The organism is cyanobacterium endosymbiont of Epithemia clementina EcSB (genome assembly GCF_029919255.1).
Lineage (GTDB): Bacteria > Cyanobacteriota > Cyanobacteriia > Cyanobacteriales > Microcystaceae > Rippkaea.
Map to the genome: position 1 here is coordinate 775,951 of NZ_CP123991.1, position 14,033 is coordinate 789,983.

Sequence of the window (14,033 nt, forward strand, 5' to 3'; positions counted from 1 at the left end):
CTGCCTGAAAAGCATGTCACTAACCGCATTTACAAGTCATCTACTAGTTGTTATATGGCGACCCAAAAAGCTAAAAATACATTAGGAAAAACTGTTTATTATACTGATGTTTTTCGAGGCATTTTAAACACTAATGATGAGCAAGTGTTGTAACATCTAAATTGTATAGGTTCAATTACTGAAGTTTCCCCAGGGGTCAGCAAGTTTAAACTAAGGATTACGGTTCCAGCTAATTAACTGACCCCCCTTAAATTAAGACAATTTAAAGCGTCTGAGGTTACCACTCAAGTGACCCCTATTTTCTAGGAAAGTGAAGCCTATAATGGTTACTCAAGCTAGAAGATAGCAGGAACCTGGGTCAGTATAGAAGAAATAAATTGCAATGCTAAAATTGCTAAAAGGGGAGACATATCCAAGCCGCCTAAGGTAGGGATAATAGACCGAAAAATGTTGAGGTAAGGGTCAGTAATAGGGCTTAAGAAAGCCATTATACTGTAAGCCCACTCAGTGGTTTGGAACCAAGATAGTAAGATTCTAATAAAAATCAACAGTAGATATATGTTGATGAAATTGATTAGAGTTTCAATAATTAACGCAGCAGCCATAAGTTACAATGCTCCTTAGTGAATTGATTACCGTTGTACAGGTTGATCTTATATCAAATTCGATTCTTCAATCACAAACTGAGGGGAACACCCCCCCGATTGAGTTGATCACGATTATATCAAAAGCCGTTTCAAACAGTTCTTAAGTAAGTTTTGTTTTAACTGACACTTGAACTTTTTTTACATTAGCCTTACTCTTTAGCCATTGTATGGCCGGGTTCATTATTTTCCCCATATCTTGTAAGAGGCGTTGCACCAACGTTTATAATAATTTAATCGATAATTTAGCTAATTTCGTATTCAAAGACTTGGGCTGATAAATAAATTTCAATAATAAATATTATTTCAATAATCACTAGTCCTTGAGCTTCTTTATCAGCTAGGTCATCTCGACCCCCTTAACGATGCTATTCTATGGAGTCTCCAGGCTATTTAGCTTGTTAAACTAAAAGTATAAGTTCCTGCTTTAAAGTTAGGGTTTCTTGTCTACTTGGACTAACCTCTACTTCTGTTTCAATTACAGCTTTTTTAATACTTCTAATTGTTTCTAGACAAATTTTATATTTCGCTTTTATCGCTGTCTTATATATCCATCTTTAACTTTTTTTTGAGCCCTACATATTCTGTTGTGTTGTTAGATGTTTCCTCAAATAAAGCCATTTTACTCTCGACTTCGACTGCAGAAGTTTCTGCTTTGGGTTTATGGTTAAGTTCCGATTTTTAGACTTAAATATTTACCAAAAGAAGCATTACTTGAACCAGAGATTAAAAACAACAACTCTTCCGCTTTAATCAGGGTTGATTAAAGCGGAAGAGTTGAGACATTTAAATAAATTTTTTTGGCTATTTGATTACCGATGATCACCGATAATTTATGTTTGGTAAACGGAGGTAAAAAGCTTCTTGTTTTATTAAAATGCTCTTTATCTCCGGAACTGGTAGCAGGCTTAATTCCCTGACTAGCTACTCCTTAACTTGACTAACTTAAGCTCCTTAAAACCTGTTAGTTCATTAACTCTACCTACCTTAATTTACATTTTTGTACTAAAGCAGTTTTATAATGTATAGTTTGGAAAAACAATACTAACTACCTTCGCCTAGTTAAAAGCTATTGTAAATTTGTTTTGGCAGCAAAAAAAATAGAACAGTTCACAGTGTAAGTGACCATGATGAACTGGTTCAAAAAATTTTTTTAACGAGTAAATTCAGTTATTTGGAGTTGTAGCTGTCGAAGAAGTCCCAAAAGGCATATCAACAAATCCTAATTCATACAACTGCCGATAACATTTTTTTCCTAAATCACTTGTAGGATCTTGGGAACGAATGACTTGAACCAACAAAGGAACAGCCAATTCTGGTTTGTCTTGTGCTCGGTGAACAAGAGCTAATTGATACGTGGCAGAATCTCTCATCTGACCTGTTTCTAGCGCGCTCTCACGTTGATGTTGATAAATCTTACTATCAATTCCTGAAAAACTATTGGCTAGTTGTAAATAGAAATTAGACAACTGATTAAAAATCGTGCGAGCTTGCTGGAGTTTACTGGCCGCTAGGTCATAGTTTTCAGCATTAACAGCTTTATTAGCTTCTGAAACGAGTCTTTGAGCTCCTTGTGAGCTAAGCAAACTGTCAGCTTGAGTTAGGGGACGCAAATTAGTGGGATTACTAAGATCTTCATCTGTGATTTCTCCTCCATTATCTGGGGTAGATCCAAGCACCTCACTATTATTAGGGCTAACAGAGGGCGTTTGAGCTTGTATTGGATGTGACTGGGTGATTCCCAAGGCTAGTAAGGCAACCATTAGACGATTCAAACTAAAGCAGCGCATTAACACCTTTAACATAGCAGAACTCGCTCGAGCCGAGTTTTGGTAAAACAACTTATGAAGACTCGAAATATCTTAACATTTGTCTTCCCTCATTAGTTGATTTTTTTACAAAAAGCCACTTAAACTAAAGGAAGTTATAGCTCAATTTTAGATCAAGAATTGAGTAAATTTAGTTGTTCCTTAAGGATGTTGGTAAGCTCAGTTGCTGCTCCTGGCTGTCCTCTAACCTGTAATAAGCGCTCACGGATTTCTGCTAGTTGAATAGGATTGGCTAACCAATCCAAGATTAATTCTGCGACATCAGTTGGTTCAAGTTCCCCTACTAATTCCGGCACAATTTCTTCATTAGCCCAAAGATTAGGCCAAGCGAATAGTCGTCCCTGTTTAAGTATCATTAAATTGATAGTCTTAGCGAAAGCTCTCCCTACTAAAGGTAAACTGGCTAAAATTCCTGGAATCCCATCCCAAGTCCGCATAGCATCGAGTTGTTGGGTAGGGAGTAAGACGATCATCGGAATCCCTAATGCTCCTAATTCAGCTGTGTTAGCCCCTACAGTGGTTAAGGCTAAACAACAATTGCAGAGGTGATTGTAGGCAGGAAATTGAGTAATCAATTCTACTTGAAGTCCATTAGGAGTCTCTAGTCGAGGGGAGGTAGATTGGTCAGCACTAGCCATGACTAATTTTGCACACACTCCTCCCATCTTCATTACCATAGGATTTTGAATCGAATCAGCAAAGCTGGCTAGGATGGATAAATCCAAGGTGGGGGCAACAGGAAGAATAAAGCGGGTTCTGGGGTTTTGTTGATAAACTTGTTCGGCAATCGCCAAACATAAAGGAATCCCCTGCATCAATTTTCCTGGTTTCGACCCGGGTAAAATTCCAATAGTTGGGAAAGGATCAATTTTGGATGAACTTACAGAATTTGGGGTCAAATCAGCCATTAAATCCCCTACTACAGTCAGTTTATGTTGATGGGATTTGGGAATAGGCTTAATCACATCTGCATTCATGACTCCAAAGCGATCAATCCAACGATACCAACGGGCCTCCCGTTCTGCATAAATGACGGTGCGGTATCCTAATCGTTTACCGAGTAGTATTGGATAAAATTGATCACCTCCTAGAAATAGGACAATGCCGTGTTTATGCCAGTTCCAATCTTCAGCTGTTTTTCCCCAGAATAAAAAATTAAAAAAGTGTTCACTTGACTGAACCCGATCAACTTCCAGGTAACGACGCGCGATGGCAGCTTCTTGGCCCGTAGCATGAGGACAAGGGGATAACACTACAGAAATACGTACTTGAGAGCGATCCGAGCTTATAGTTTTACGTATAGCTTTTACCACAGGACGTACCCAGGTGGTCATTTCCCCTGGCCCGTTAGACAAAATGAGAATATCAGCTGGTTGCATTGATAGTTGTTGATCCTTTTTTGCAAGAATACCTCATCTTTATAAGATTTTGAGCGTAGCAATCGCTTCCCTGACAAAAATTCTTCTACTGAAGTTTCGACACTCAGAGGATTATCTTATTTCCTCCCCATAATGGGGAGACATTTGCTATCCTAAGACCCAAAGAGTGGATTTGCTTAATCTGCCCCTAAAACGCCTTTAGCTAAAGAAATAAATTATGAATAAGAATCATTTATTGTCTGCAATCTTTCTTTCTAAGCGTCTGATTTCTACTTTAATTTTGTCTGGTTGTTTATTTACCGGTGTTCAAGCTCTAACTTGGGCAGGAAGTAATCCTGGACTAACAATTTTTAGTGGAGTTGAGGACCGTAAAGATATTCTCGATTATCATTTGGACTTTAATGGCCGCCCTAGACAAGTGGGAGAACGGTATAGACTCTATGTCCCAGGGAAAAAGTTGACTCAAGGGGCAAGTAAGTTTTTTATCTCTTATCTCGAAAGGCCTAAATTCGATGGAAAATTTAATCTTGATAAAGTAGAAGTTCGTGTTGACGGCGAGTCTTTACCTTTAAAGGAGGTCCATTGGGATAAAGAAAGTCGTGTCGTCGAAATTGAGCTAGAAACACCTGTCGAGGCTAGTCAAAAAGCGGAAATTGTCTTTTCTGGTGTAAAAAACCCTAGCAATGGTACTTATTACTTAATTTGTGACGTTCTGAGTTCAGGAGATATCCCCATTCGTATGTATATAGGAACTTGGATTGTATCAATTGAAAGAGTTTAAGTTTTTAATGGTCGAAATTCCTAAATAAAAATTAGACAATGATAAGGGTTGACGGCTGTTGACCCTTATTTAGGGAAACAAATCAAGTTATATCCACCCTACGTTGGAATTTCATACATGTATTCAAACAATTTTTTAAAATAGACACCTTTGTTCATTATTTAAGATTTTTTTAAAAAATTTAGCTGTGTAAAGTAACACCATTATTAAATTTAGATATTCTGGAAGTTTACGAGTCATTAAAAAATTTTTTTGACAAACTCTTTAGCCTTCTGTCCTATTTTTATTCAAAAACGTTTGATGAAGAGTTATGCAGAGAAAAGTAAGTAGTATTTATTGAAATTTGGTACTTTGGATGTAAAATTTAGTTTTGAATCTTGACTGAATCATTATGTGCTCCATAGCACTACGCAAAAATATAATGGTGGTTTCTAAGAAAAATATCCATACGTTCTTCAAGTGTTTCAAATTTAGATACTATTTGTCTTAGCTAATTTTTTACAAAAGACTATCAATTCTTGATTTTATTTAAGTTTGGTCTAGTAAGGTAGAAAGTATTAACGTAGTTTTATCTCAAAAAAATATATCCTAGTTTAAATTGAGTGATTAAACGTTAAGTAAGATAACTAAGTCTAAAATAAATCCCTGTTATAACCTCTTTCTACAGTTAACTAAGCAAAGATTTTTTAACCTTTCAAGTTACTAGTGTAAATAACATTTTTCCTTTTATTTTTATATTTTATTGCTTTACATATTTATCTTCTAGAACTGGATGTAATTTATTTACATAAAAAATTAAGCTTTAGTTAGATATTTTTTATTTTTTAGCATTTTTTAAAATTTTATTCTCTTATTTTATCTTTTCTTTGTATTTATAGTTTTCAAGCTATTTCTAATTTTATATACATATTTTTTTATATAAAGTGATATTGTTATACATAGTTGTACTATTTTTTAGTTTATTATTAGAATTTTACTTCAAAACTACCTAAAATATTATCTATATTAGATAATATTTTAGGTAGTTTTATATAACTATCTATTAGTAATTGCTGTATAATTTCTGTGTTTTTTTGCTTATCATAATTATGAATACAAAGTATTACAACTAATTCCTAAAACATAATATATTTTTTTTACTCTTTTTATGTTATTTAAATGTTTTTTTGTGTAAATTTTAATTATAAATTAGTACTATAATTGATAGTGTTAACTCGACGTTTTTATTATTTATTTTATACTTAGAAAAGTAAATAATATTTTTGCTTAGTGGCATAAATAACTTCGATTAAAAATTAAAATAGTACTGTTATTTTATTTCTTGATAACAGCATTTATTAAAGATAAAAAAACTATGACAATTGTTTATCTGATAACAAGTAAAGTTATTATTACTATAATTGCTTCTTACTGGTCATGATATCAAATATCAAGCCTTTTGTACATTACCTGTTTTTTTATTTAAAAAAGTACTTCTCCGCCCAGTAAACTATTATTACTTTATTTAGCTTATATTTTAATTAATAAAATTATTATACTATTTTTTATGTATTAACAAAGAAAAATTATATAAGTTAGTATTAATAATACAAACTTAAGATAAGTTTTTTTATCTTCTTAAAAAGAAGACTTAATCTTTAAGGACTTAATCTATTAGGACTATAATTATGTGAAATATCATCAGAAAATTAAACTAAATTTAGTTAAATATCACTGCCAATAATTAGATAGCATAAACAATTATTAATTTACTTATTAAGCATATATATAATTATCTATTTTATTAACCTTTTTATTTAACTGATTACTTATATTTATTTACCTAGAAAAATTTTCTATAGTTATATCGTTAAACTCATATTTTGTTGACTGATTAATTTATTTTAATAAATTATTTATTCATAAAACAGTCTTCTTTGGAGTATTCACTATAAATTTTGTATAGTAATGAATTTTTTGTGAATTAATCTTCTCCCAATTGCCTCGTAATAATACATCTTTTTTAAGTAGATTTTTTTGGCATTCTTTTTAATTGGCGTTTTTTGACATAGACTTTATTTAGAAAATCTAATATTCTTGGCAACTGTTTGGCATCATTATTTTCTATTTTTGAGCTAGTTTATTTAGAACTTAATTCATATTTTTTAATTTTTTTCTTCACTAAGCATTACTTTTTATTTTAAAGTAAAATTTCTTTTATCTATGAATATTTGAATAAATAATATTAGTTAATCAGAATACTTATGACTAACCTTGTTAAGATATTTTTATATATGTTCATGGCGATTATTTCAAAATTTGTGATGCACATTAATATAGGACTGCTTATTTATATACAACTATTTAGTGCTGAGTACTAGGAAAAAGACAATGGTAAGCCGCAAAAGAGCTCGAGAATAAAATATCCTAATTATTTTTAGTACTGCTGCTATATTTACTCACTTTTTCCTGATTAGATTCTAATTTAGAGCCTAAATATCGCCAAATTTAGCTTTGTAAATACCGAATAGATTGATGTTATTCTGGGACATTATATTTCTGAATATTAACTATTGTTTGTGGCTAAAACTTACGTAGAGAAAAACTTTTGGTTATGTCTTTACAAGGATTAAATAGTCTTAATCAAACTATTAGAACTATTTTATCCTTGTATAATCGTTGAAATTAGTAAATTATACTTAATATTGGTTCTTGCTCCTACTGACAAAATTTCTCGGCGGCTCTAACAAAGATTTCAACTCCTATTAGTAATGCTGTTTCATCAAAATCAAAACGAGGATGATGGTGAGGATAGGTAAATCCTTTATCTTGATTAGCTGACCCCAAAAAAAAATAACATCCTGGGATTTCTTGTAAAAAGAAAGACATATCTTCTCCTCCCATAGTTTGACAAGAAGAAATAATTCCTTCGTAAGTTTCTGTAACATCTATAGCTACCGAGCGCACTAGATCTGCCATCTTTTCATCATTAATAACCGGAGGATACAACCACCAATAATCTAACTCATAGGTCGCACCAAAGGTTTGACAAATTCCCGCAACAATCTCTTCGATACGTTTACCAAAATATCCTTTTAAATTAGGATTAAAATAGCGCACAGTACCACTCATTCTAGCCTTATCTGCAATCACATTTAATCCAGTTCCTGCGTGAAGTTCTCCTACTGTAACGACGGCCGAGTTAAGAGGGTTAACACTACGAGAAACAATTGTTTGTAGAGCATTGACGATTTGGGCACTAACTACCACAGAGTCCACAGTTTGATCAGGCATTCCATCATGCCCACCCTTTCCAAAAATATCTAGGCGAAAACACTCTACTGCCGCCATCAACGGTCCACTGCTTACTCTCACTGTCCCTAAAGGAAAATTATTCCACAGATGCAATCCAATAATGGCATCTACATCAGGGTTTTTGAGGATTCCTTGATCAATCATCAGTTTCGCCCCGCCTGAATTTTCTTCAGCAGGTTGGAAAATGATTTTAACAGTTCCTTTAAAATTATGGCGATGGTGCCACAAATAATAAGCCGTTCCTAGAGCGCTCGCCATGTGCCCATCGTGCCCGCAGGCGTGCATTATACCACTGTTTTGAGAACGATAAGGAACTTCACTTTCTTCTTGAATAGGTAAAGCATCTATGTCAGACCTAATTGCTAAGACTGGTCCAGGATAGGGACTGGTAATGGTGGCGACAATTCCTGTTTTAGCAATACCTGTTTGATGAGGAATACCTATTTTTGTTAGAGTTTTGGCAATAAACGCCCCTGTTGCTTGTTCTTGAAATCCTAATTCTGGTTGAATGTGAAACTGTCTGCGCCATTGAACTAATTTTGATCGACAGGAACGAATGTCTAAGCGAATTTTAGAAAAATTAATGCTAGGTATTGAGGGAATTTTAGATAAAGTCATCGGGGGTAACAAACATAAAAAACATACTGTTCTATTCTAATTTTCTACAAAAAGGGTATTCTGCCTAATTTAGGATGATAAACCAAACAATTAGGTAATGAAAAACAGGGGATAGTTGAGAGAAAAAAACAAATTAAATTAATTTAAGGACTTTATAACTTAGTAAAAAGGTATCGATTTTACGAAAAAGTGCTATTTACTCACTACAATTTTCTCTGAAAAAAACTATATTGTAGGGGTTAACAGATTAAAACAAGTCTCGAATTAAATTTTAAGCATAGTGGAAAGATACAGACAGAAGACTATATAGGGAGGAATGCACAATATTTTTATATCTAGCATAAGGTTCAATTAATTAAAGATAAAACCAATCTAATTTAGTAGAAAAAAGTAAGACTTATTCTCATTAAAAGATGTAAAACAAATTATTTATTATATTAACAATCTAGGTAGTTAAAATAGTTTTTTAAAAAAAAATCCTTTAAAGATGTTAGTTATCTATGAAAATTTAGTACAAATAAAAAAATAATAGACAAGAAATAGCCTACAATTTTTTGTCTATTAAACGATATTATTTCTCTGAAAATTACTCACTACTCATGTAGTATAATAGCTTTTTGCATAGGTAACACAAAAAATCAATTAAATATTTATTTTTTTTTAAGGTGATAATCTTATTAAGTTTAAGGGTATAAATAGGTTGTTAAAATGACTAGACTAAAATAAAGATAATGCGATAATGCTTTTTTTATAGATGCTGTAAATCGGAGAAAGCACCCGCTAGTTGTGAGTCTGAAACTTCTTGGCTATAGAGACAAAAAAGGATTTCAATGGTACACTCTAATGGTGTTTCGGTAAACTTTTAAGAGTAAGCCTATGTACAATCCCTCTTTACGCCAAGAACCACGTTATGAACCAGCTGTGGTGATTCCAGTCAAATACGATTCTTCTATCCTAGATTGGTTAAAAGCTAATGACCGTCTGATTCCCCGCGAACGAGAGGACTTGAGAAGTCTCCTGAAAGAGGATGAGGAAATCTCAGAATTGATGGATGTCGATGATAGCTATGATGATGATGATGATGATGATATTGATTTAGACGAAGACTAAGTTATCCTATCAACCCAACGCTATATTATCTGTGTTGATTGTTATTCGATTCTAATATTTAAGGTAGTTGTGGACGCTAAATTCTCCCCTTCAACCCTCTTTACAAAACCATCAGGGACCTTTTTATTAATTCTATTGATAGTGCTGTTAAACCTTCTAGGTTTAGGGTTAGCTCAACTTGCAGGGCAATCCATTCGCTTTAGCCTGATGCTTATGTTTCCTCTTGGTATCTCCGCCACTATCAGTGCAATTCTTGGTTATGGGATCGTTCCTCTACTACGGCGACTTAAAACTGGACAAGTCATCCAAGAAGATGGTCCTCAAGCTCACTTAACCAAAGCAGGAACCCCGACTATGGGGGGAATTTTTTTTATCCCTGTTGGAGTGACCGTAGCTCTAGTCTGGACAGACTTTGAGCCGACTGTTATTGCTGTTTCAGCCGTTACCCTTGCTTATCTTGGCATTGGTTGGATAGATGATTGGCAGATTCTAAGACAAAAATCCAATAAAGGGATTAGCCCTTGGGTGAAACTTATTCTACAAATTGTAATCGCCATTGGTTTTTGTTTTTGGGGATTTCAAAGTCAACCATCTAGCATTACTTCTATTACCCTTCCTGGCAATCTGATTCTGCATCTAGGACTTTTCTTTTGGTTACTTGCAGGATTTGTCCTAGTAGCTGAGAGTAATGCGACTAACCTCACTGACGGGGTAGACGGCTTAGCTGCAGGAAATGGAGCCTTAGCTTTTTTAGGGTTAGGGGTGTTGGTGGGTCCTGACAACTCAGAATTAATGATTTTCTGTGCTTGTCTGAGTGGAGGATGTTTAGGGTTTGTCGTACACAACCGCAACCCTGCTAGGGTTTTTATGGGGGATACAGGTTCTCTCGCATTAGGGAGTTCCCTTGGGGCAGTGGGTATTCTTAGTGGTAATCTTTGGGCATTATTTATCATCAGTGGTATCTTTTTTGTTGAATCTCTCTCAGTTATTGCCCAAGTTACCTACTATAAAGCAACTAAAGGACCTGATGGCAAAGGCAAACGATTGTTAAAAATGGCTCCGTTGCATCATCATCTAGAATTAAGTGGTTGGGCTGAAACTAAAATTGTAGGAATATTCTACCTAGTTAACGCAGGACTGACAGTGTTAGCTGTAGTTTTAACCTAGTACATTGACTAAGTTATCCTAGAGTATCGATTGGGTAAAGTCTTCAAGGGTTTTAAGCTGAGGTGACTTTTTATCTTGATCGCAACGCAACCATAATAAATATTCCACATTTCCTGCAGGTCCGGTAATGGGAGATTCCGTTAACCCGTGATAGTACCACCCTAGAGAACAAGCAGCTTGTAGAACTTGGTCAATAGCTTGGGCGTGATCTTTGGGGTTACGAACAACCCCTTTTTTTCCAACCCGCGACCGCCCTACTTCAAACTGAGGTTTAACCAACAAAATAACTTCTTTGGGAACCACTAATAAATTCCACAAGGGTTCTAATAATTTTGTCAAAGAGATAAACGAAACATCCATTACCGCTAAGTCAGCTTTAGGACTATCTCCATATAAATTATGGGGGGTTAAATAGCGGAAATTAGTTCTTTCTTTTAAAAAAACGCGCTCGTCTCGGCGTAAACGCCATGCCACCTGTCCATAACCTACATCTACTCCATAAATCTGTTTTGCCCCAGCCTGCAATAAACAATCGGTGAACCCCCCAGTAGAAATGCCGCCATCTAGACAAATTCGCCCTGATACAGCTATATTAAAAGTGTTTACAGCTTTTTCTAGCTTAAAACCTCCACGAGAAACATAACGGGCTTTAGCTTGTAGTTGGATATCAGCTGTAATATCGACTTTTGTTCCTGGTTTATCAATAACTTGCTGATGTACTTTAACTTCTCCAGCTCGAATAAATCCCTGGGCTTCTTGACGTGAAGAACACAGGTTCTTATCAACTAACAAAATATCGAGACGTTGTTTACTCACAGGTTTTATTTTTTACTTTTTGTAAAAATTTTATTTATCTAGATTATAAAAAAAAACATGTATTTTATAAAATACATGTTTTTTTGAGCAGGTGGCTATACATAAACCCTAAAGAAGGTAACCTAAAGGGAAATTACTTTTTGTATCTATACTTAAGTAATTAGAGTTGAATTTATATTGCTTGAATTGATACTTTTTCGCACAGCTCTTTTGAGCAGAACTTTGTTCAACTGTTCTAGTTAAATCACATTTAAACATACTTTTGAGGATTGTATAAGTTTTTATTTACTAAAATAAACTTTTCATTATATTTTTTCACACTGGACTGCGAATTAGTAGAAAAAATAAATACAACTCTTTTCCTTTATTTCTTTGTCCTTGCCATGTTCTTCAGCTTCATTTATCTCCTTATCTAAAATTTTTCTATTTTTTTTGATTCTTTTTCTTTTGAATATGAATCAATTCTTATGCTAACTTTTATTTTTTTCTAGTTATAGCTATTTTTTTCAAAATCTTAGATTATTGTTGACTATTATAAGTTCTTTCTTTTTCTTTTCAACTATCTCTCTTCAAGATACAAGATATTTTATATTTTCTTCCTTCTAAATTATTTTATTTATACTTCTCAAAAAATATAACAATTCTTCTTTTGCTTGAGTAATCTATCTAGATATTGTTTTTCTAATTTAATTTTGTGATGAGTTCACTAAATTTGTAATTAATTTTAGGTTTATGTTGTTCTTTTAAAGAACAACATAAACCTTCAGTTTTTATTACTTTTTTAAGATAATTTTTGGAGTACGAGTTAACTTTTATAGTGCTTACTCTTCTAATTATGGAAAATAATTATTTAGGTATGTTTATATCTAAAATACCAGCTTTTTTAAAAAAAATAGCTAACTTAAACTTATTTAAGTTAGCTATTTTAAACTGGACATACAATCGCTACAGATAGAGCCTAAATTATATTAGTATAGTTGGTACATAATGACTTAAATTTATTGATGTCATCTTCCCGTTTAAGAGTGTTTATCAAGTCTAAGTTGGGAGAGGAGTTTCTTTTAGTTAAGTAAACATTAAAAGATGGTTATAGCAAACTGGTAATGTAGAATTAACTAGTAAGATACCGGGTAATAAAATTTCGTAGTCAAAAATTAATAAAATTTCTGAATTCATAGACTCTCCTTATAATTAACTTCAATTTATTATTAATACCTTCTACTGTTATTCTAATTGTTTTTTAATTAAAATAGACAATATTTTTTTACTAAAAATCTAATTGTTTTACAGCTTTTTCTAAAAGATAAGTAATTTTTTAAACAGAAATTGACTAATTTCGATAGTCCCAATACTTAGTCTTAATTTTTAATAAAAATATTCTGATTTTTTCTTTTATTTAATTAGTATCTTTGTAAGAAGACTGATGCCGTCTGATACATCTAATTTAGTTTATCTTTTTTTCTTTAAACATTTTTTTTAGCAAAGAATATTTGCTTTTATTTAACCCTAACAGAGTACTTAGCAGAGTATTTTATTTTTAACTAGTATTTTTACGTTTTTTATCTTATCGTTTAATGATTTTTATTTTATGTTCTAATTAATCGCTTTTTTTTATCTATAAATAGTAGAAAGGTTACTATTTTAGGTTACAATTTTATTTCTCCTATTTTTTTAAAAAATCGCACTTTTATTCTAAGATATTTTACTATTTATTCTAATTTTTTTGTTTGTATAATTTCTATATTCAGTCCTTTTAATAAAAAATTAATTATTTTAATATCTTAGTTTTTTTATCTGTAAGTCTTTATCTAAATCTTTAGATATTGTTTATATTTATAAAAAATTGACTCAATTTCTTTAAGCTATATTCTTAATTTCACTCTTTAAGTCCCATTTAATCTATGTTATCTTCTTTTTTAAGAGGACTTAATTCTTATATAAATTTGTCTTCACGTTGAAATTTCTCCTAGAAAACACTAAAAATACTATTTTCTTCACGAAGATATAGAAATTCATCTTCTTTTATTTGAGAGACTTACGAGAATAAAATTTACAGTTTAATTTCTATCAGTTCTTCTAGTATGAGAACTTGATGCAGTTTTTTAAAAACTTATTTGTAATTTTCTTGGACAGATAAATAAATAGGAAAAGATTTGCTAGCAAAGCTGAAGTTTTACCAGGTGAGATCTCGCTACTTTTTAGGTACTTAGCTATTTTGAAAAGATATTGATAAAAATTAGTTAATGGTTTTCCAATTTGTTTAAAATAATTTCTGAGAGGTTTAAGTTGTTTATGTAAAGGAGATAATTGCTTAGAACAAAAAATAAAACTGATTATAAATGTGGTGAAGAGGAGAATTGTATCATACTTGTTATCCTCAGCGTCGATTGCTTTG

General features: G+C 32.6%; 8 protein-coding genes. 3 read left to right on the plus strand and 5 right to left on the minus strand.

Translation table 11 applies throughout. The features are described from left to right. Positions 1–335: 335 nt before the first annotated feature. The 3 genes from P3F56_RS02570 to P3F56_RS02585 form a co-directional block, all read right to left on the minus strand. Entirely contained in the window at positions 336–605 is a 270-nt protein-coding gene (locus P3F56_RS02570) for a YggT family protein (protein WP_281153247.1), read from the minus strand. A 1,205-nt stretch (positions 606–1,810) separates the two neighbouring features. Beyond that, positions 1,811–2,449, minus strand: a complete 639-nt coding sequence (locus tag P3F56_RS02580; protein ID WP_281153248.1) for a hypothetical protein — start codon at positions 2,447–2,449, stop codon at positions 1,811–1,813. A 137-nt stretch (positions 2,450–2,586) separates the two neighbouring features. Continuing rightward, complete coding sequence (locus P3F56_RS02585; RefSeq protein ID WP_281153249.1) at positions 2,587–3,852, minus strand: glycosyltransferase family protein; 1,266 nt, start codon at positions 3,850–3,852, stop codon at positions 2,587–2,589. Between the two features lie 217 nt (positions 3,853–4,069). Here P3F56_RS02585 and P3F56_RS02590 point away from each other — a divergent pair, with 217 nt between their 5' ends. After that, positions 4,070–4,633, plus strand: a complete 564-nt coding sequence (locus tag P3F56_RS02590) for a DUF2808 domain-containing protein (RefSeq protein WP_281153250.1) — start codon at positions 4,070–4,072, stop codon at positions 4,631–4,633. Positions 4,634–7,330: 2,697 nt separating this feature from the next. Here the strand turns inward: P3F56_RS02590 and P3F56_RS02595 are convergent. Then, a complete protein-coding gene (locus P3F56_RS02595) occupies positions 7,331–8,545 on the minus strand; it encodes a M20 metallopeptidase family protein (protein WP_281153251.1) in 1,215 nt (404 codons plus the stop codon). 876 nt (positions 8,546–9,421) lie between these two features. On the opposite strand from P3F56_RS02595, the gene P3F56_RS02600 reads away from it, so the two are divergent. Together P3F56_RS02600 and mraY are read left to right on the plus strand one after the other, a co-directional pair. Beyond that, on the plus strand, positions 9,422–9,655 hold the full coding sequence (locus P3F56_RS02600) for a DUF3134 domain-containing protein (protein WP_281153252.1): 234 nt from the start codon (positions 9,422–9,424) through the stop codon (positions 9,653–9,655). 69 nt (positions 9,656–9,724) lie between these two features. Further along, a complete protein-coding gene (mraY, locus tag P3F56_RS02605) occupies positions 9,725–10,822 on the plus strand; it encodes a phospho-N-acetylmuramoyl-pentapeptide-transferase (RefSeq protein ID WP_281153253.1) in 1,098 nt (365 codons plus the stop codon). An 18-nt stretch (positions 10,823–10,840) separates the two neighbouring features. Here the strand turns inward: mraY and P3F56_RS02610 are convergent, their stop codons facing one another. Further along, positions 10,841–11,638: a TlyA family RNA methyltransferase gene (locus tag P3F56_RS02610; RefSeq protein ID WP_281153254.1), complete on the minus strand. Its 798-nt coding sequence runs from the start codon at positions 11,636–11,638 to the stop codon at positions 10,841–10,843. Positions 11,639–14,033: the final 2,395 nt, after the last annotated feature.

What these genes read in the sequence shown, in the direction of transcription:
- P3F56_RS02570 (WP_281153247.1), bottom strand. Translation starts at nt 605, where the DNA reads ATGGCTGCTGCGTTAATTATTGAAACTCTAATCAATTTCATCAACATA.
- P3F56_RS02580 (WP_281153248.1), bottom strand. Translation starts at nt 2,449, where the DNA reads ATGTTAAAGGTGTTAATGCGCTGCTTTAGTTTGAATCGTCTAATGGTT.
- P3F56_RS02585 (WP_281153249.1), bottom strand. Translation starts at nt 3,852, where the DNA reads ATGCAACCAGCTGATATTCTCATTTTGTCTAACGGGCCAGGGGAAATG.
- P3F56_RS02590 (WP_281153250.1), top strand. Translation starts at nt 4,070, where the DNA reads ATGAATAAGAATCATTTATTGTCTGCAATCTTTCTTTCTAAGCGTCTG.
- P3F56_RS02595 (WP_281153251.1), bottom strand. Translation starts at nt 8,545, where the DNA reads ATGACTTTATCTAAAATTCCCTCAATACCTAGCATTAATTTTTCTAAA.
- P3F56_RS02600 (WP_281153252.1), top strand. Translation starts at nt 9,422, where the DNA reads ATGTACAATCCCTCTTTACGCCAAGAACCACGTTATGAACCAGCTGTG.